Consider the following 19181-nt stretch of genomic DNA (forward strand, 5'->3'; position numbering starts at 1 on the left):
ACGCCCGTCGAAGGGGATGGATCAGGGCGGCGCCCCGTCCCCTCCCAAGGGGGAGGGGACGGGAAGAGGGGTCAGCCGCCGAATAGGCGCTTGATCCCGGCGAGGAGGCCGCGGGCGGGGAGCGGCTCGAAGGCGGGCGTCTCGGTCGGGGGCGGAGCCACCTTCGCCGGCGCGGCGACGGCCTGGACGAGACCGAGGGCGGCGGTGTCGGTGGTCTCGCGATCGATCAGGATCAGGCTGCCGGTGTCGCGGTTCTCGACATACGGATCGACAGAGATCTGCCGGTCGAGGGTCAGGGTCACGTCGCCGATATCGTTGACCGCGAGCTTGTCCGCCGGGCCGGCCTGCCCGGTCTCCGGGTCGATGCGGCGGTGGACCGCCGTCACCACGGCATTGACCGTCTGGGTGCCGACCTTGGCCCACAGGCTGGCCCCGGGGGCGAGCTCGGTCTCGGCGGCCCAGAACAGGCGCACCGCGAGACTGTCGGTCAGCGTCAGCGGCGCGTCCGCGGAGGCGATCACCGCCCCGCGGGAGGCGTCGATCTCGTCGGCGAGCACCAGCGTGACCGACTGGCCCTCGCTCGCGCGCTCCAGATCACCGTCGGCGGTGACGATGCGGGCGACCGTCGAACGCCGGCCCGAGGGCGCCACGGTGACGGCGTCGCCCGGGGCGACGGAGCCCGAGGCGATCAGCCCGGCAAAGCCCCGGAAATCCGAATTCGGCCGGTTCACCCACTGTACCGGCAGGCGGAAGGCGGCGGCGCGCTCCTCCGGCTTCACCGGCACCTCTTCGAGGTGGCGCAGCAGCGGCACCCCCGTGTACCACGCAGCGGCGGTCCCCGGCAGCACGACATTGTCGCCGTTCTTGGCCGAGAGCGGAATCGCCTGCACGTCCACGAAGTTGAGCGGCGCGGCGAAAGCCTGGAAGCCGGCGACGATGGCCTCGAACTTGTCCTGGGACCAGCCGACGAGATCCATTTTGTTGATGGCGAGCACGACCCGGTGAATGCCGAGCAGCGAGACCAGCAGCGCGTGGCGCCGGGTCTGGCGGGTCAGGCCGTGGCGGGCATCGACGAGGATCACCGCCGCGTCGGCGGTGGAGGCGCCGGTGGCCATGTTGCGGGTGTATTGCTCGTGGCCGGGGGTGTCGGCGACGATGAACGAGCGCCGCTCCGTCGAGAAGAAGCGGTAGGCGACGTCGATGGTGATGCCCTGCTCGCGCTCGGCCTGGAGACCGTCGACGAGCAGCGCGAGATCGACCTCGCCGCCCTGGGTGCCATGCTTGCGCGAGTCGCGCTGCAGCGCCGTCACCTGATCGTCGAAGATTTGCTTGGTGTCGTGCAGCAGCCGGCCGATCAGGGTCGACTTGCCGTCATCGACCGATCCACAGGTGATGAAGCGCAGCACTTCCTTGTTCTGGTGGGCGCGAAGGAAGGCCTCGTAGCCGAATGCCTCCGGAGACTGATGGATCGTCATCAGAAGTAGCCCTCCTGCTTCTTGCGTTCCATGGCGCCGGCGCCGTCCTTGTCGATCACCCGGCCCTGACGCTCCGAGGTGCGGGCGGCCAGCGTCTCGCCGATGATCTCCGGCAGGGTCGCGGCCGGACTCTCGACCGCGCCAGTCAGCGGGTAGCACCCGAGCGTCCGGAACCGGACCTGCCGCAATTCGGGGGTCTCACCCGGCTCCAGGGGCAGGCGCGCATCATCCACCATGATGAGCTGGCCGTCGCGCTCGACCACGGGCCGCTGGGCCGCGAAATAGAGGGGTACGATCGGAATTTTTTCCTGCTCGATATAGAGCCAGATGTCGAGCTCGGTCCAGTTCGAGAGCGGGAACACGCGGAAGCTCTCGCCGCGGCGCTTCTTGAAATTGTAGAGGTGCCACGGCTCGGCCCGCTGCCGCTTGGGGTCCCAGCGGTGCTGCCCGTTGCGCAGCGAGACGATGCGCTCCTTGGCGCGGCTCGCCTCCTCGTCGCGCCGCGCGCCGCCGAAGGCCGCGTCGAACTTGTGCTTGTCGAGGGCCTGACGCAGCGCCTGCGTCTTCATCACGTCGGTGTGCACCTCCGAGCCGTGGCTGACCGGACCGATGCCCTTGGCGAGCCCGTCCTGGTTGGTGTGCACGAGGAGGTCGAGGCCGAGTTCCTTCACGCGGGCGTCGCGGAAGGCGATCATTTCCTTGAACTTCCACGTCGTGTCGATGTGCATCAACGGAAACGGCAGGCGCCCGGGCGCGAAGGCCTTCAGCGCCAGGTGCAGCAGGACGGAGGAATCCTTGCCGATCGAGTAGAGCATCACCGGGTTCTCGGTCTCGGCGACCGTCTCCCGGAAAATGTGGATGCTCTCCGCCTCCAGCCGCTGGAGATGCGTCAGGCGGGTGCGCGCGGGCGCGGCGACGGCGCTCATCAGACCAGTTCCCTTCTGTTCTCGCGGGGCGTCGCGGCCCGGGACGGCTCCGAGGCGGGCGTCTCGAAGGCGGCGGGCTCCTGGCCCGGCGCGACATCCCCCTCCGGCCCGTGCAGGTGCAGGCCGCATTCCTTCTTGGATTCCTGCTCCCACCACCAGCGGCCGGCGCGCTCGTCCTCGCCGATCTTCACGGCGCGGGTGCAGGGGGCGCAGCCGATCGAGGGGAAGCCCCGATCGTGTAGGGCGTTGTAGGGGATGAAGTTGTCCCGCACGAAGCGGTCGACATCCGCCCGCGACCAGTCGGCCAGCGGGTTGATCTTGATGAGCCCGCGGGCCTCGTCGGCCTCCGCGAGCGGCGTGTCGGCCCGGTTGGCGGATTGCCCGGCCCGCAGCCCCGTGAACCACGCCGCCGCGCCGGCCAGGGCGCGGCCCAGCGGCTCGACCTTGCGGAAGCCGCAGCAGGCCTGCCGCGCGGCGACCGAATGGCGGAAGCCGTTGATCCCCTCGCGGGCCACGAACTCCTCCTCGGCCACCCGCTCCGGCGCGTAGGCCCGGATGCGGATGCCGTAGGCGGCCTCCGTCTCGGTCCACACGTCGTAGGTCTCGGGGAACAGCCGGCCGGTATCGAGGGTGACGATCTCGGTGCGGCCCTTGTTCAGGGCGAGCGCGTGCGTGAGCGCCTGATCCTCGATGCCGAGGCTGGTGGTGAAGACGAGCCGGCCCGGGATGCGGTCCTCGACGAGGCGAATACGCCCCCGGAGGTCCAGCCCCGCCATGGCTTCGGCGAGGTCCCCGGCCGCCCGGACGAGGGCAGCGGTCATGTGCGTAAAATCGAATTGCCTGCTTGTCGGAGCTCTGAGATGTTCGCTATAACGAACGCTGTCAAGGCGTCACGCCCGTCGCACACGCAAATCCGCGTTGCGGTGCGAACGCCCCGGCAACGGCTGTCGCAGCGGTTCGTTGCTCAAAACAAAAGAATCTTCTCGCTCAAGCGTCCAGCCGACGGCTCCGCTCGGGCATCCTCCAGGTCCCTTCAGAGAGGCCGCCCTTGGATTCGATCGACCTGAAGATCCTCGCGCTTCTGCAGAAGGACGCCACGCTCTCCATCGCCGCCATCGGCGAGCAGGTCGGGCTGTCGCAGACCCCGTGCTGGAAGCGCATTCAGCGCCTCGAGGCCGACGGCGTGATCGACCGGCGCGTGGCCGTCCTCGATCCCGTCAAGCTCGGGCTCGGCCTGACCGTCTTCGTCTCCATCGAGACGGCCGACCATTCGAAGGATTGGCTGGAGCGCTTCGCCGACCGGATCGCCGCCATGCCGGAGGTGCTCGAATTCTACCGGATGGCCGGCGACGTCGACTACATGCTGCGCGTCGTCGTGGCCGACATGGCGGCCTACGACACCTTCTACAAGAACCTGATCGGTACGTTGCCGCTCAAGAACGTCACCTCCCGCTTCGCCATGGAGAAGGTGAAATCAACCACGGCCCTGCCACTGCCGGCCCCACCGGCGCGGCGGCGGGTCGAACCTCGGCTCGCGGTGGTCGGAGAATAAACTTCCTTTCGGCGCCGCAGCAACGAACAATCCCTTCTCTTCCTCGGGCGTTCTTTAAAACGGACATTTCTCCGTTGACAGCGGCGCCCCGGCGGACGACATGGCATCATAATGTCCAGGCAAGCGATCCTCCCCCGCACGGCTCCCTTCGGAGACCAGGAACGGGCCCATCTCGACGCGGCGCTCGGCGCGGCGACGCCGATCCAACGCGCATGGCTCACCGGCTTCCTCGCCGGGCTCGACGCCGCCGCCGGCCAGCCCGGCGCCGCCGCGCCCGCTCCCGCGGCCCCCCCGAAGGCCTCCGAGCCACTGACGATCCTGTTCGCGTCGGAGTCGGGCAATTCCGAAAAGCTCGCCAGCGACGTGAGCAAGCTCGCCCGCAAACAGGGCTTCAAGCCGAGGATCGTCGATTTCGCCGAGCTCGACCTCGCCACGCTGCCGAAGGCCGGCAAGATCATCGCGATCGCCGCCACCTGGGGCGAGGGCGAGCCGCCGGCCCGCGCCGTGCGGGCCTATGGCGAGCTGATGTCCGACGCCGCGCCGCGGCTCGAAGGGGTGGCCTTCGGGGTGCTCGCGCTGGGTGACACCAGCTACGCGGAGTTCTGCGCCATCGGAAAGGCGCTCGACGCGCGCTTCGAGGCCCTCGGCGCCCGGCGTGCCTACGACCGCGCCGACCTCGATCTCGATTTCGAGACGCCGGCGGCCGCCTGGATCAAGGGTGCGCTGAAGGCGCTGGCGCCGGCGGAGGTCCCGGCCGACAACGTCGTGGCCGTCGATTTCCGCGCCGCCGCCGAGGACGAGGACGGCGAGGTCAGCCGCGAACCGGTGGTGGTCGAGGTGATCGACCACGTGAATCTCAACTCCTCCCGCTCCGACAAGGAGACGATCCACCTCGCCCTCGAATTCGCGGACGGCGCGCCGGCCTATGAGCCTGGCGACTCGCTGGAGATCTTCCCCGAGAACGACCCGCAGCTCGTGGACGAGATCCTGCGCGCGACCGGGCTGTCGGGGGATGAGGGCCTGCGCCGGTCGCTGCTGGCCGAGCGCGACATCACCACGCTCTCGCCCACCACCGTCGAGCGCTTCGCCAAGGCCACCGGCCACGCGGATGCGCAGGCCTTCGTGGAGAGCGGCGAGGTGAAGGCCTGGATCGAGGGGCGCCACCTGATCGACCTGATCGAGCGCTTTCCCACGACGCTGAGCGCGGAGCACCTCAACACCGTCACCCGGCCGTTGCCGCCGCGGGCCTACTCGATCGCCTCCTCGCGCAGGGAAGTGGGCGACGAGGTGCACCTGACCGTCGCCGCTGTGCGCTACGAGACCCATGGCCGGGCGCGATCCGGCGTCGCTTCGGTCCATGTGGCCGATCGCATCGCCAACGGGGCCAAGCTGCGGGTTCGGGTGAAGCCGAACAAGCATTTCCGCCTGCCGTCGGACCCGTCGACCGACATCATCATGGTCGGTCCCGGCACGGGCGTGGCGCCGTTCCGCGCCTTCGTGCAGGAGCGCCGCGCCACGGAAGCCCCCGGCCGCTCCTGGCTGTTCTTCGGCGACCGCCACTTCACCCACGACTTCCTGTACCAGCTCGAATGGCAGGACGCGCTGGAGGACGGCTCGCTCACGAAGATCGACGTGGCCTTCTCCCGCGACCAGCCGGAAAAGATCTATGTGCAGGACCGGATCGATCAGCACGCCGCCGAACTGGTGGCCTGGCTCGACGGCGGCGCCCAGTTCTACGTCTGCGGCGATGCCAAGAACATGGCCAAGGACGTGCGCGCGGCCGTGGTGCGCGCCTTTGAGAGCGCGAAGGGCCTGAGCAGCGCCGACGCCGAGGCGCATGTCGCTTCGCTGGAACGCGCCCGTCGCTACCAGCAGGACGTTTACTGACCACCACCCACCCTCCCCCTTCGGCGGGGGAGGGGCCCGAGCGCAGCGAGGCGGGAGAGGGGCAGCGCAACGGCGCCGCGGATGGCGCCGACCGTGCTGTCGAGACTTTTCCGGACAGGGCGCTTCCCTCTCCCGACCCTCGCCGATGCGAGGGCCCCCCTTCCTCCCCGAGAGGGAGGGGCCGAGTGCGAAACGGATCATCGCCATGGACGACCACAAGCCGATCGACACCCCTGACGGCCCCGCCCTGGAGACCCCCGGTGCGGGCGCCCGCCGCTACGAGGCGCCGCCGACGAGCGGGCCGATCACCGATGCGGAGGCCGCGAAGGCCGCGGGCCTTGCCCATAACGAGCATCTCAAGATCGCCAGCGGCTACCTGCGCGGCGGTCTGGCCGACGGGCTCCTCAAGCACGCCACCGGCGCGATCTCCGAGGATGACGGCCAGCTCGTCAAGTTCCACGGCATGTACATGCAGGACGACCGGGACATCCGGGCGGAGCGCACCAAGAAGAAGCTCGAGAAGGCCTACAGCTTCATGATCCGCCTGCGCATCGCTGGCGGCGTCGTGACGCCCAAGCAGTGGCTGGCTCTCGACGACATCGCCACGACCTATGCCGGCGGGGCCCTGCGCGCGACCACGCGCCAGACCTTCCAGTATCACGGCGTCATCAAGTCGAACCTCAAGCGCACCATGGCGGCGATCGACGCGGCTTTGCTCGACACGATCGCGGCCTGCGGCGACGTGAACCGCAACGTCATGGCCGCGACGAACCCGGCCCAGGCCGGCGCCCACAAGGCCGCGCTCCAGCTCGCTAAGGACATCTCCGACACCCTGCTGCCGAAGACCGGGGCGTGGCGCGAGATCTGGCTCGACGGCGAGCGCGTGGTCGGCGGCGAGGAGGCGGCGGAGGTCGAGCCGGTCTATGGCAAGACCTACCTGCCGCGGAAGTTCAAGACCGTGGTGGCGGTGCCGCCCTCGAACGAGGTCGACATCTTCGCCCACGACCTCGGCTTCATCGCCATCCTCGACAAGAAGAACCGGGTGACGGGCTGGAACGTCACCGTCGGCGGCGGCATGGGCATGACCCATGGCGAGACCGACACCTTCCCCCGCACCGCCGACGTGATGGGCTTCTGCAAGCCGGAGGATGCCCTCAAGGTCGCCGAGGCCGTGATGACGGTCCAGCGCGACTGGGGCAACCGCAAGAACCGCAAGAACGCCCGGCTCAAATACACGATCGAGCGGTTCGGCCTCGACGCCTTCCGGGCGGAGGTCGAAACGCGGATCGGCAAGACACTGGCCGAGCCGAAGCCCTTCACCTTCGAGGGCAACGGCGACCGCTACGGCTGGGTCGAGGGCGAGGACGGGCGCCACCACCTCACGCTCTACGTGCCCTCGGGCCGCATCAAGGACATCGACGGGGGCCCGCAATTCCTTACGGGCCTGCGCCGGATCGCGGGCATTCACGAGGGCGATTTCCGGCTCACCGGCAACCAGAACGTCATCATCGCCAACGTGCCGGCGAACAAGCGGGCCGAGATCGACGCGCTGGTCGACGACTATGGCCTGACCCGGGGCGCCTCGGCGATCCGCCGCAGCGCGCTCGCCTGCGTCGCGCTGCCGACCTGCGGCCTGGCTTTGGCCGAGAGCGAGCGCTACTTGCCCGACCTTCTCACCGAGTTGGAGGAAAGTCTCGCCCGGCACGGCTTGCAGGACGAGGAGATCACGATCCGCTCCACCGGTTGCCCGAACGGCTGCGCCCGGCCCTTCATCGCCGAGATCGGCCTCGTCGGCCGCGGCCCCGAGCGCTACCACCTCTATCTCGGCGCCGCCTTCGACGGCTCTCGCCTGAGCAAGCTCTACCGGGAGGACGTGACGGCGGGCGAGATCAAGGACACGCTGGAGCCGCTGTTTGCGGCCTACGCCCGGGACCGCCGGAAGGGCGAGCATTTCGGCGACTTCGTGATCCGCGCGGGCTTCGTCGCGAAGACCGGCAACGGGCCGGACTTCCACGAGCGCACGGGGCCGCTGCGGGCGGCCTGACCGGGCCTCGGCCAGGGCCGGCGAGGGCGGGCCGTGGGCGCCCGCCGATCTCCAACCCCCTGGTCGACCCATGCCCCGTCTCGAGGGGCTCCCGTCTCATGAGACTCTCGTCTCATGGGGCGGCCCGCTCATCCTGGACACGCCCCGGCCGCGGATCTCACCAAGAGACCCGGGCCGTCATCATCGCCTGGAAGGGCTCGCCGACCGCCACCAGGACGTTGCTGGCCCCCGCGGACGGGTAATAGGTCTCGTCGAACACGTTCTTCAGGTTGAGCTGAAGCGCGGCCGGCAGGCCGTTCATGCTGGTCCGGTAGCTCAGAAAGGCGTCGCAGACGACGTAATCGGGCAGCGTGAAGGTGTTGCCCGCATCCCCCGGCCGCTTCCCGACATAGCGCGCGCCGAATCCCAGTTCGAGGAAGCCGTCGCTCAGGCTCAGCGATCCGATGCTCATGGCCGGCGTCACGCGTCCGAGCTGGTGCGTGACGAAGAGCGAGGCCGTGGACCGGGGCGTGTTGAGCAGCCGGTTCCTGGAGAGCAGCGGATCCTCGGTGACGATGGCATCGGTGAACCCGTAGCTGCCGATCACCGCCCAGTCCGGCAGGATCTGCCCGGCCATGTCGAGCTCGAAGCCGCGCGAGCGGGCCCGTCCCACCGTCGACGCGGTGCGGACGCCGTCGACCACCTGCGTGACGAGGACGTTGCTCTTCTCGGTGTCGAAGAAGGCGCCGGTCACGAGCAGGCCGGCTCCGAGTTCCGCCTTGACGCCGACCTCGTAGGCCGTGCCCTCTTCGGGCTGAAGCGGCCCGGTGCGGTCGAGGTCGGTCACGTTCGGACGGAAGGATTGGGTGTAGCTGCCGTAGACCGAAAGGTTGGGCGCCAGCTTGTAGACGAGGCCGGCCCGCGGCAGCGGCTTGATCCCCTCGAGATCCGTCGAGACCTTGGCCGGAACGCCGGCATAGGCCAGCTGGTCGTAGAACTGGGCGCTGGCGCCCGCCACCAGGATCAGCCTCTCGGTGAGGTGGATCGAGTCCTGCAGGTAGAGGCTCGTGTTGATCAGCCGGTCGCGGTTGTTGCTCGCCGGAAGCGACAGGCGGTCGGAGGCTCCGATCTGGCCATAGACCGGATCGAACACGCTGAAGCCGCCCTGGTTGGCGCCCCGGTAGCTCGAACGGCGATAGTAATCGACCCGCTCGTGCATCGCCCCGACCAGGAGGTCATGGCGCAGGCCCAGCGTCTCGAACCGTCCGACGAGATCCGCCCGGGCGACCTGGGCATTGAAATCGGCGCCGCGGGTCGCGTCGGCCCGGCGGGTGAGAAGGCCGGTGACCGGGTCGTAGGCGACCGGACGGATCTGGTTGTCGTCGTAGGTGAGGTTGCTCGCGGTGAAGCCGAGATGCAGCGCCCAGTCGTCGTTGAAGCGATGGTCGACGTCGAGGCTGCCGAGATGGCTCATCGCCTCGACCCGGCTCAGGGGCTCGTCGAAGCGCCGCGACCGCGGAACGCGCACGGGGCGGCCGGTGTGGGGATCGAAGGTCGTGCCCCGGTCGAACGGGATGTTGTAATGCGCGAACTCGTAGCCGACCGTGACGGTGGTGTCGTCGCCCCGCCACGTCAACGAAGGGGCCGCGATCTGTCGGCGGATCGTGCCGAAGTTGCGCCAGTAATCGTAGTCCTGCACGTCGCCCACGATCCGGTAGGCGAGATTGGTCCCCTCGATCGGGCCGGTCAGATCCGACTGGACGATCGCGCCGCCGAAGCTCGTCGTGGTGACGTCGAGGCTGTTCTGCCGCGTGAAGAGCGGCCGCTTCGACACGAGGTTGATCAGCCCGCCCGGCTCCGAGATACCGTAGAGGAGGGAGGCCGGCCCTTTGAGCACCTCGACGCGCTCGATGGTGTGGCTGAAGTTCTGCTGGAGGACGGTGCGGCGTCCGTCCCGCAGGATCGAGCTGTCGCGGGTCGTGCCGAAGCCGCGGCGGACCACGCCCTCCTGCGTGCCACCGAGGCTGTTGGTCTGGGCGATGCCGCTGACGTTGCGCAGGGCCTCGTCCAGGCTGAGCACCCGCTGGTCGCGCAGCACCGCCTGGGGCACCACGACGATGTTGGCCGGCGTGTCGAGCAGGGCCGTGTCCGCGCCAGCGCCGAAGCGGCTGCGCCGCGGATGGTAGCCGGTCGTGGCGCCGCCCTCGCCGATCACGCTGATCTCTTCCAGCGCGGCATCCGGCGGCGCGGCCTGGGCCCGGGCGCCGCCCTGGGGCAGGATCATGCTCGTGGTCGAAACCAGTATAAAAAGAAGTGCAGTCGGGTTACGTCTCTGCACTATAAAGCAATTGCCGCGCATCAATCCAACTTTCGTTGTCGGGATCGGCGGCCGGTATTTTCGCGTTTGTGTCAAAAATCAAATTTTATCTTTTAGAAGTACTATAAATAAACAAATACGAAATGAAAATCAGGATCGATTTTTCATGATTGTAGTCGAGTTCAGGCGAATTACGGCACAGTAATTCCATCGGCGCCCGCTCCGAGGCGGTCGCCGGTCCCTGCGACCGCGCCCGCAGAGGGCTGGCCGGACCCGCGGGCGCGGGTGGTCAGGCGGGCAGAACCGCCACGTTGTCGATGAGCCGCGTCTTGCCAAGATAGGCCGCCACGAGCAGCCGCGCCTCCCGCTCGGCCCGGGCGAGGGGCGCGAGCGTCCGCGCATCGCGCAGTTCGAGATATTGCACCGGTCCGAACCCCGCCGCCTCCAGCGCCGCGATTCCCTCGGCGAGGAGCGGATGAGCCGCCGCGCCCCGGGCGAGGCCTTCGGCGATCTCGGCGAGCGTCGCATGGAGGCGCGGGGCGCGCGCCCGCTCGTCCGGGGTGAGGTAGCGGTTGCGCGAGGACAGGGCGAGGCCGTCCGGCTCGCGCAAGGTCGGCACCCCGGCGATCTCGGCCGGAATGTCGAGGTCGCGCACGACCGAGCGGATCACCTGGAGCTGCTGAAAGTCCTTCTCGCCGAACAGGGCGATGTCGGGCCCGACTTGGTTGAGGAGCTTCGTCACCACCGTCGCGACGCCGGAGAAGTGGCCGGGCCGGACATCGCCGCACAGCCCGCCGGCCGCGGGACCCGGCTCGATGCGGGTGGCGAAGCCGTCCGGGTACATGGTCGCCACGCTCGGGAGCCACGCCGCGTCGGCCCCGGCCTCCGCCAGCCGGGCGAGATCGGCCTCCGTGTCCCTCGGATACCGGGAGAAATCCTCCGTCGGACCGAACTGGGTCGGGTTCACGAAGATGCTGACCACCACCCGGCGCCCGATCGCCCGGCCATGGGCCACCAGGGCGAGATGCCCGGCATGGAGTGCCCCCATGGTCGGCACGAGCACGATCCGCTCGCCCGCGCCCCGCCACGCGGCGACCGTGCGGCGCAGGGAGTCGAGATCGTCGAAGCGGAGGGGCGTGTCGGGCATGGAACGGCTCGCGGCGGGAACGGCGCGCCGATCAGGTAGGCGGCGCGGAGCCCCGGCGCCAGTCTCCCACGCCCCAAGCCGGGACCCGGACCGCCACGATTCGATCCCCGCGGGCCAACGGGTCGCGTTCGGGAGCGGCGAGCCGAGATCCCGGATCATTGCCGAATGATCCCGACATGCTCTGCCTCTTTGTCCGTAAGTGTCTGTCAGGCCGTGAGAAAGATGTTGCCATAACACCACGCGGAGACAGTAAGCTTGAGGGTCGCATCATAAAAGCTCCGACAGAGACCCTGGAGCGATTGTGGCCCCCCCGAGGCCTGGGCAACATCCTGGCAAGGCTCCTCGAAGAGCCGGCGAGCACGAACGACAAGGGTTGGGGAATGACATTGCGAGTGCTGCGAGGCAGCCTCATCGCATCGGTTGCGCTGCTTCCGGGGCAGGTGTTGGCGCAGGGCGGTCAGGCGGCGGTCACGCTGGACGAGATCAGCGTCGTGTCGAACACGCCGGTCGCGGCACCGCGCCGCGTCATTACTGCGCCCACGTCGGCAGGGCCGCGCACGCTCTCGGTGCTCGACGGCGTCGAGCGCGACAAGCTTCCGCAGAACACCTCGGTGCTGACCTCGGCCGACATCAACCGCGTCGGATTCCCGAGCGCGATCCGGGCGCTCGATGAGCGGATCGGCTCGATCAGCATCAACAACGCGCAGGGCAACCCCTTCCAGCCCACGATCACCTATCGTGGCTTCGAGGCGTCGCCGCTCGGCGGCTCGCCTCAGGGCGTGGCGGTCTACGTGAACGGCACCCGCTTCAACACCTCGTTCGGCGACACCGTGCAGTGGGACCTCATCCCCGACATCGCGGTCGACCGGATCGAGCTCGAGGGATCGAACCCCGCCTTCGGCCTCAACGCGCTTGGCGGAGCGCTGGCGGTGACGCTGAAGAACGGCTTCACCTACCAGGGCAGCGAAATCAACCTGCTCGGCGGCTCCTTCGGCCGCGGTGCCGTGGCCTTCCAGCACGGCCAGCGCGTCGACAATATCGGCTTCTACGTCGCGGGCAACAAGCTCGGCGAGGACGGCTGGCGCAAGCATTCCCCCTCGCGCCTCAACCAGATCTACGCCGATCTTGGCGTCCTCGCCGACAAGGGCGAGTTCCACTTCAACGTGATCGGCGCCAGCAACAGCCTCACCGGCAACGGCACCGCCCCGGTCGAGTTGCTCGCGGCCAAGTACAACGACGTCTTCACCTATCCGGACCAGACCAAGAACGACTTCCTCCGGTTCCAGCTGTCGGGCACCTACGACATCACCCCGACCATCAGCGTGCAGGGCAACGCCTATTACGGACTGTTCAAGCAGCGCACCGCCAACGGTGACGCCGCCGACGTGGAGAACTGCGAGGCGGACGAGCGCTTCCTGTGCTCGGAGGGCGCCGACGACGAGCAGTTCTTCCTGCGTGACCGCAGCGGCAACCGGATCCGGGCCAACCGGATCCGCACCTTCGATTTCGGCTCGGTCAACCCGATCTTCGCCGACCGCTTCGACGAGGGCGGGCCCTACGCCTTCCTGAACCAGACCCGCACCGACACGGACAATTTCGGCGCCACGATTCAGACCACCGTGCGCGAGACGCTGTTCGGCCTGCCGAACCGCTTCGTCCTCGGCGGCTCCTATGACGGCGGCCGGACGCGGTTCACCGCCGACAACTCGATCGGCGGCCTGACCTTCGACCGCGGCTTCCAGACGCCCGGATTCGTCGTCCGGAGCGACGACGGCATCATCACCCCCGTTTCGGTGCGCACCTCGAACGATTACGGCGGCATCTACTTCTCGAACATCACCGACATCACCGACCGACTGACCCTGACGCTGCAGGGCCGCTTCAACATGGCCCATATCGTGCTGAAGGATCAAATCGGCACTGCGCTCAACGGCGACCACTACTTCCAGCGCTTCAACCCCGGCATCGGCGCGGCCTACAAGATCATCCCGGACTACCTCAACGTCTACGGCGGCTACTCGGAGGCCAACCGCGCTCCGACCCCGGCGGAGCTGTCCTGCGCCGATCCGCAGGCGCCCTGCTCGCTCACCAACTTCTTCGTCGGCGACCCGCCGCTCAAGCAGGTGGTGTCGCGCACCGTCGAGGCAGGCTTCCGCGGCCGCATCCCGCAGCCCGATTCCCTGTTCGGCGGCATCTTCTCCTGGAAGGCGGGCTTCTTCAGCACCCGCAACGACGACGACATCCTGTTCGTGCCGGCGCCCGACACGATCGGCCGGGCCTATTTCCGCAACGTCGGCTCCACCAAGCGCCAGGGCGCCGAGGTCAGCCTCGCTTACAACGCGCCGAACTGGACCGCCTTCGTCGATTACGCCTATGTCGACGCGACCTTCCAGACGCCGATCGAGCTCGCCGCGCCCGGCAACCCGTTCAACAGCGCCGGGGGCGACGAGGGCGGCACCGTGCAGGTCCGCCCCGGCAACCGCCTGCCCGGCGTCGCGCCGCATCAGGTCAAGCTCGGCGTGCAGTATCAGGTCACGCCGGAATGGCGGGTCGGTGCGCTCGCCCGCTTCGCCACCGGCAAGTTCCTCGTCGGCGACCCGTCGAACCTGAACAAGACGACCGGCGACTACGCGGTGGTCGGCTTCAACACCAGCTATCGCGTGTCCGAGAACATCGAGGTCTACGGCTACGTCGAGAACGCGCTCAACCGCCGCTACGCGACCTTCGGCACCTTCTCACCCGTCGATGAGGTTCCGATCATCTCGGTGCCGAACGCCTCGAACAATCGCAGCCTCGCGCCGGGCGCGCCGGTGGCGGCCTTCGGCGGCCTGCGCATCCTGTTCGCTCCGCCGCCGCCGGCGCCCGTGATCGAGCCGCTGGTGCGCAAGGGCTGAGGACGGGTCCGGGCCCGCTGGGCCCGGCCTGATCACAACGACGAGACGGGGGAAGCGCGGCGTCGGGGGACCGACCGCCGCGCTTCTTCGTCGGGCGCCTCGATCGGGGAAGGGCAGGGCGGCGCTCGGACCAGGCCGCGGCACCGGCGCCCGACGCGTTCCGCCCGGGAGGCCGGGCCGACCGCGACACCGCACCCATGGTTGTCAATCTGCGAGATGACGGGGGTTCCAGCCTGCTGTTATCGTCCCGGCGGGGACAGGCCGACGATGCCCGCGCCCGTTACGTCACCGGGCCACCCGCCTCCTGCGGGATGCCGCCAGCGGCCGGCTCGGAAACGCGGCGCGAACGAAGAAAGACCGCGCGACCATGTCGTCTCTCCGAGAGATCGCGCTGACGCTCGACTGTGAGGGGCCGGACCTCCTGGCGCTTGCGGCCCATCCGCTGCTCCACGCGCCCGAGGAACGAGCGGTGCATCTCCAGGCCACCGGCTACGACACCGACGCGGGCGATCTGCGCGCCGCCGGTTTCGCGTTGCTCGTGTCGCAGGAGGCCGGACCGGACGGCGAACGCATCGTCCAGACCGTGCAGGCGGGGCCCGGCACCCGGTGGGAGCGCGCCATCACTGGCCCCGACCCGGATCACGACGCCCTCGCCGAGACGCCGGTGGCGGAGGTGCTGGAGCGGGCCGACGCGCCCGCGCTCGCCGCCCGCTTCTCCACCCGACTCGAGCGGACGCAGCGGACGATCCGCTACGGCGCCTCCGCGATCACCGTCACCCTCGATCGCGGCCGCATCGAATCCCCCAACGGCGAGGCCCCGGTCGGCGCGGCGGCGCTCGCGCTCACCGAGGGCGAGGCGGTCGATCTGTTCGCGCTGGCCCAGGCGCTGGCCGAGACCGTGCCGCTGCGGCTCGCCCGGGCGACGGGGGACGAGTGCGGCTGGGCCCTCGCGGAAGGGCGCCTTCACCGCCCGAGCAAGCCGGGCGTTGTGACCCTCGATCCGGAGGCGAGCGCCGGCGAGGCCTTCGCCGCGATCGCACGGGCCTGCCTGCGCCATCTGCGCGTCAACGAGGCGGTGCTGCGGCAGGGACGGGATCCGGAAGCGCTGCATCAGGTCCGGGTGGCCCTGCGCCGGCTGCGCTCGGCCTTCACGCTGTTCCGGCCGATCCTGGCCGGGGACGCGACCGCCGAGGTCCTGCGCGACGAGGTCAAGCGGGTGACCGAACCGTTCGGCCGGGCCCGCAACCTCGACGTCTTCCTCGCCGAGACGCTGGCGCCCGAGATCGAGCGCCGTCCCGACGACCCCGGCCTGCACGACCTGCGCGCCCTGGTCGGCGGCGCGCGCGAGGCGGCCCACGACGCCGTCGCGGCGATCCTTCACAGTCCGGCCTGGCGTGGCCTGATGATCGACCTCGTCGCCTGGATCGAGGCCGGCCCCTGGCGCGGGGCGGGCGGCCCGGCCGAACGCGATGGGCCTGCCCGGGACTTCGCGGCCACCATGCTCGAGCGCCTGCGCCGCCGCGTCCGCACCCGCGGACGCCGTCTTGACCGGCTGGAGCCGGAGGCGCGCCACCGCGTGCGCATCGAGGCCAAGAAGCTGCGCTACGGCGCCGAGTTCTTCGCTGCGCTCTACGCCGACGACCGCAAGGCCGCCAAGCGCCACCGGGCTTTCGTGGCGGCCCTGGCGGCGTTGCAGGACCAGCTCGGCGCGCTCAACGACATCGCCACCGCCCACGCCATCCGTGCCGACCTGACGCCGCCGGACCGGCCGGGCGTGGCCGGCTTCCCCGATGACGCCGTCCTCGTCTCCGCCGGCCTCGTCGCTGCCGATGTCGAGGCCCGCTCGGATGCGCGCCTGAGGGCGGCCGCACGGGCGCATGCGGCCTTCGCCGAGGCGCGCCCGTTCTGGCGCTGAGGCGTCAGGGCATGCCGGCGCCCGGCCGCGTCAGGGCGTAGAGCGAGATCGCCGCCGCGTTCGACACATTGAGGCTGCGGATCGCTCCGACCGCGTCGATGCGCACCAGAACGTCGCAGCATTCCCGGGTGCGCTGGCGCAGACCTTTGCCCTCCGCCCCGAGCACCAGCACGGCCGGGCGCTGCGGCCCCACCGCATCGAGGGGCGTCTCGGCGTCCGAATCGAGCCCGATGCGGGTGAAGCCGCGTTCGGACAGGGTGATCAGCGCCTCGGCGAGGTTGCGCACGATGACGAGCGGCACGTGCTCCAGCCCGCCGGAGGCCGATTTCGCCAGAACGCCGGTGGCGTTGGGCGAGTGGCGCGCGGTCGTCACGATGGCGGTGACGCCGAAGGCGGCGGCGGTGCGCACGATCGCGCCGACATTGTGCGGATCGGTGATCTGATCGAGCGCCAGCAGCAGCGCGTCGTCCGGCATCGCCTCGAGGTCCGGGGCGTCGAGCGGATCCGCCTCGGCATAGAGGCCCTGATGCACGGCGTCCGGCCCGAGCAGCCGGTCGATCGCGCTCGGGCGGACAATCTCCGGCTCGACCGGCAGATCGGGCAGCGTCTCCTTGAGACGCAGGAGCGCGTTCTCGGTCGCGAGCAGCCGGTGGAACCGCCGCCCGGCATTGGCCAGCGCCTGCGAGACCGGATGCCAGCCATAGAGCACGACGTGGTCGTGCCCCTCCCGTGGCGTGGGGCCGGGCCGCTGTGGCGGCCGCGGACGGAACTTGTATCCCGGAGAGCGATCTCTCGGGGGCTTGGCCGGACCGTCGCGCGGCGGCGTCATGGGCTTGGTCTTTCGCGGCAAGAGGGTCCCCGGGGAGAAAACGACCCGCCCGTCCCCGTCAAGTCGCTTCGAGCCGTCACAGACCGTTGCCGTCGCGCCCCAACCTGATTATAGAGCCGCAGGCCTCGCGCCAGCGCCCTTCGTCTATCGGTTAGGACGTCAGCCTTTCACGCTGAAAAGGCGGGTTCGATTCCCGCAGGGCGCGCCAGCGGCGCGGCTTCTCCCACAATCCCGTCTTTCGCGCGGCAGGCGCATTGCCCCGGACCTGTGAAGGCGCGGCGACAGCGTCACCGCGCCTCCCCCTGGTCCGCTGCGAATCAGGCGATGGCCCGGGCGGCTTCGGTCACCTTCTGCACGGAGGCGTCGATCGCCCCGGCGGCGTCGGCGATGCCCACGGCGTTGCGACGAACGGCCTCCACGTTGCGGGCTGCCGTCTGCATGTTCGTCGAGATCTCCTGCGTGACCGCCGCCTGCTCGGTGACCGCCGAGGACACGCTCATGGAGATTTCGGACAGGTTGGCGATGGTCGAGGCGATGGCGCGGATCGCCTCGACGGCCCGGCTCGTCGAGTCCTGAACCGCCGCGATCTGGTGGCCGATATCCTCGGTGGCGCGCGAGGATTGGCTGGCGAGGGCCTTCACCTCGGTGGCGACGACGGCGAAGCCCCGGCCCGCCTGACCGGCGCGGGCCGCCTCGATGGTGGCGTTGAGGGCGAGCAGGTTGGTCTGGTCCGCGATCGAGCGGATGACCGAGACCACCTCGCCGATGCGTTCCGCGGCGGAGGTGAGGCCGACCACGATGCCGCTGGCCTCCTCGGCCCGGGCCACGGCCTCGTCGGAGGCGCCCTTGGCCTGCGCCGCGTGGCGGCTGATCTCCGAGATCGACGCGGCGAACTCCTCCGAGCCCGCGGCCACCGCCTGGACGTTGTCGGAGGTCAGGGCGACCGCCTCCGCGGTCTCCTGCGCCTGCCGGGACACGTCGGACATCGCCAGGGTGATGTCGCCGAGGTCGCTCTTGATCGCCCGCTGGCCCGCCGCCCGACGAATCCGGTCGGAGACCGCGTTCGTCACGTCGCTGGCGAACTTCACCACGGCGCAGACCTTGCCGTCCCGGTCGAAGACCGGGTTGTAGCTCCCGTAGATCCAGATCTCGCGTCCGCCCCGGGCCAGCCGACGGAACTCGCCGGCCCGAAAGGCGCCCCCGGCGAGCGACGTCCAGAAGGCGGCGTATTCGGCGCCGGCGGCCTCCTGCGGGTCGACGAACAGGCTGTGATGGCGGCCCTTGATGTCCTCAAGCCGGTAGCCCAACGCGGTGAGGAACAAGTCGTTGGCATCGGTGATGGTGCCGTCCGGCGTGAAATGGATCACCGCCTGCGAGCGGTTGATCGCTGCGATCTGGCCTTCGGAGTAGATGTTGGCCTTGGTCTGCTCGGTGATGTCGCTCGCGACCTTCAGGATCTTGACCGGGCGTCCCCTCCGATCGAGCACCGGGTTGTAGGAGGCCTGGATCCAGAGGGACTGGCCGTCCTTGCCGACGCGCCGAAACTCCCCCGACTGGAACGTGCCGCGGCGCAAGGCGTCCCAGAACGCGCCGTAGGCGGGACTCTCGCGCTCGGCCGGCGGCATCAGGATCGCGTGCTTGCGCCCCTTTAATTCTTCCAGGCTATAGCCGACGAGAGTCAAGAAGTTGGCATTGGCGTTGAGAATGGTGCCGTCCAGGGCGAACTCGATCCGACCTTGCGAGCGGTCGAGGGCGGCGAGGACGAAGTCCAGGTCGGAGTGAAAAAGCGACAAGGTTCGTCCCCCGGGTGGTCCGCTCGTAGATGGCATTTTATTGCAAATATTTATTATGAGATTGTAAATAACCCCTTACACAGATCCGTGACCGGGCAGGTGGCCGAGGGCCGGGGGCCGGGGGAAATGACCCTGTGGTTGTCCGCCGAACCTCTATTTGGAAGACGAGCGCGTTCTCCGCCGATGTGGATGCCGGTTTGACTCAACAGAGGGCGACACAACGAAGGCTGAGTGTCGTGCAGACGTTTCAACGGGATGGGGCATGGCTCGAGGCTGCTCCGCCTGGGCCATTCCGCCTCAGGCCGACGGTGTCTGCCGGCCGGTCCGGGCGCCGCATGGCCAGGGCGCAGGCCCTCGAGACCTGGCACCAGGTTCGCCGCCCGATGGCTTCCCGGTTTCGCGTCGGCGAGAATCGCCCCGGGG

12 protein-coding genes and 1 tRNA gene are annotated in these 19181 nt (G+C 69.4%); 6 read left to right on the top strand and 7 right to left on the bottom strand.

Annotation, left to right across the window (positions count from 1 at the left end; all coding sequences use genetic code 11):
* Positions 1–71: 71 nt before the first annotated feature.
* Genes cysN through LW587_RS05265 form a run of 3 tightly spaced genes read right to left on the bottom strand, consistent with a single transcriptional unit; the run spans position 72 to position 3222 of the window.
* Positions 72–1475 (bottom strand): sulfate adenylyltransferase subunit CysN, encoded by a 1404-nt coding sequence (gene cysN / locus LW587_RS05255; protein ID WP_232628542.1) that lies wholly within the window; start codon positions 1473–1475, stop codon positions 72–74.
* The gene (gene cysD / locus LW587_RS05260; protein WP_232628543.1) at positions 1475–2401 is read right to left on the bottom strand and encodes a sulfate adenylyltransferase subunit CysD; all 927 of its coding nucleotides are present in this window, start codon (positions 2399–2401) and stop codon (positions 1475–1477) included. The genes cysN and cysD overlap by 1 nt, the downstream gene beginning before the upstream one ends.
* On the bottom strand, positions 2401–3222 hold the full coding sequence (locus LW587_RS05265; protein ID WP_232628544.1) for a phosphoadenylyl-sulfate reductase: 822 nt from the start codon (positions 3220–3222) through the stop codon (positions 2401–2403). The genes cysD and LW587_RS05265 overlap by 1 nt, the downstream gene beginning before the upstream one ends.
* A gap of 227 nt (positions 3223–3449) precedes the next feature.
* Between LW587_RS05265 and LW587_RS05270 the strand changes: the two genes are divergently transcribed.
* From LW587_RS05270 to LW587_RS05280, 3 genes are all read left to right on the top strand, one after another.
* Entirely contained in the window at positions 3450–3953 is a 504-nt protein-coding gene (locus LW587_RS05270; RefSeq protein ID WP_232628545.1) for an Lrp/AsnC family transcriptional regulator, read from the top strand.
* Positions 3954–4064: 111 nt separating this feature from the next.
* Entirely contained in the window at positions 4065–5840 is a 1776-nt protein-coding gene (locus LW587_RS05275; protein ID WP_232628546.1) for a diflavin oxidoreductase, read from the top strand.
* Positions 5841–6045: 205 nt separating this feature from the next.
* Positions 6046–7884, top strand: a complete 1839-nt coding sequence (locus LW587_RS05280) for an NADPH-dependent assimilatory sulfite reductase hemoprotein subunit (RefSeq protein ID WP_232628547.1) — start codon at positions 6046–6048, stop codon at positions 7882–7884.
* A gap of 157 nt (positions 7885–8041) precedes the next feature.
* Here the strand turns inward: LW587_RS05280 and LW587_RS05285 are convergent, their stop codons facing one another.
* Together LW587_RS05285 and panC are read right to left on the bottom strand one after the other, a co-directional pair.
* Positions 8042–10147: a TonB-dependent siderophore receptor gene (locus tag LW587_RS05285; RefSeq protein WP_232628548.1), complete on the bottom strand. Its 2106-nt coding sequence runs from the start codon at positions 10145–10147 to the stop codon at positions 8042–8044.
* Positions 10148–10469: 322 nt separating this feature from the next.
* The gene (gene panC, locus LW587_RS05290) at positions 10470–11327 is read right to left on the bottom strand and encodes a pantoate--beta-alanine ligase (protein WP_232628549.1); all 858 of its coding nucleotides are present in this window, start codon (positions 11325–11327) and stop codon (positions 10470–10472) included.
* Positions 11328–11713: 386 nt separating this feature from the next.
* Between panC and LW587_RS05295 the strand changes: the two genes are divergently transcribed.
* Together LW587_RS05295 and LW587_RS05300 are read left to right on the top strand one after the other, a co-directional pair.
* Complete coding sequence (locus LW587_RS05295) at positions 11714–14221, top strand: TonB-dependent receptor (RefSeq protein WP_332839821.1); 2508 nt, start codon at positions 11714–11716, stop codon at positions 14219–14221.
* Positions 14222–14588: 367 nt separating this feature from the next.
* Complete coding sequence (locus LW587_RS05300) at positions 14589–16136, top strand: CYTH and CHAD domain-containing protein (RefSeq protein WP_232628551.1); 1548 nt, start codon at positions 14589–14591, stop codon at positions 16134–16136.
* A 4-nt stretch (positions 16137–16140) separates the two neighbouring features.
* On the opposite strand, the gene rlmB is transcribed toward LW587_RS05300, so the two are convergent.
* Complete coding sequence (gene rlmB / locus LW587_RS05305; protein WP_232628552.1) at positions 16141–16965, bottom strand: 23S rRNA (guanosine(2251)-2'-O)-methyltransferase RlmB; 825 nt, start codon at positions 16963–16965, stop codon at positions 16141–16143.
* A 133-nt stretch (positions 16966–17098) separates the two neighbouring features.
* Here rlmB and LW587_RS05310 point away from each other — a divergent pair.
* A tRNA-Glu gene (locus tag LW587_RS05310) sits at positions 17099–17173 on the top strand.
* A gap of 109 nt (positions 17174–17282) precedes the next feature.
* Here the strand turns inward: LW587_RS05310 and LW587_RS05315 are convergent.
* Positions 17283–18758: a methyl-accepting chemotaxis protein gene (locus LW587_RS05315; RefSeq protein WP_232628553.1), complete on the bottom strand. Its 1476-nt coding sequence runs from the start codon at positions 18756–18758 to the stop codon at positions 17283–17285.
* Between the last annotated feature and the right edge of the window lie 423 nt (positions 18759–19181).

The sequence above is a fragment of the Methylobacterium sp. Leaf118 genome (assembly GCF_920984675.1).
GTDB lineage: Bacteria > Pseudomonadota > Alphaproteobacteria > Rhizobiales > Beijerinckiaceae > Methylobacterium.

Excerpts from the sequence above, each read along its gene's own strand:
- cysN (WP_232628542.1), bottom strand. The coding sequence starts at position 1,475 with ATGACGATCCATCAGTCTCCGGAGGCATTCGGCTACGAGGCCTTCCTT.
- cysD (WP_232628543.1), bottom strand. The coding sequence starts at position 2,401 with ATGAGCGCCGTCGCCGCGCCCGCGCGCACCCGCCTGACGCATCTCCAG.
- LW587_RS05265 (WP_232628544.1), bottom strand. The coding sequence starts at position 3,222 with ATGACCGCTGCCCTCGTCCGGGCGGCCGGGGACCTCGCCGAAGCCATG.
- LW587_RS05275 (WP_232628546.1), top strand. The coding sequence starts at position 4,065 with ATGTCCAGGCAAGCGATCCTCCCCCGCACGGCTCCCTTCGGAGACCAG.
- LW587_RS05280 (WP_232628547.1), top strand. The coding sequence starts at position 6,046 with ATGGACGACCACAAGCCGATCGACACCCCTGACGGCCCCGCCCTGGAG.
- LW587_RS05285 (WP_232628548.1), bottom strand. The coding sequence starts at position 10,147 with ATGATCCTGCCCCAGGGCGGCGCCCGGGCCCAGGCCGCGCCGCCGGAT.
- panC (WP_232628549.1), bottom strand. The coding sequence starts at position 11,327 with ATGCCCGACACGCCCCTCCGCTTCGACGATCTCGACTCCCTGCGCCGC.
- LW587_RS05300 (WP_232628551.1), top strand. The coding sequence starts at position 14,589 with ATGTCGTCTCTCCGAGAGATCGCGCTGACGCTCGACTGTGAGGGGCCG.
- rlmB (WP_232628552.1), bottom strand. The coding sequence starts at position 16,965 with ATGACGCCGCCGCGCGACGGTCCGGCCAAGCCCCCGAGAGATCGCTCT.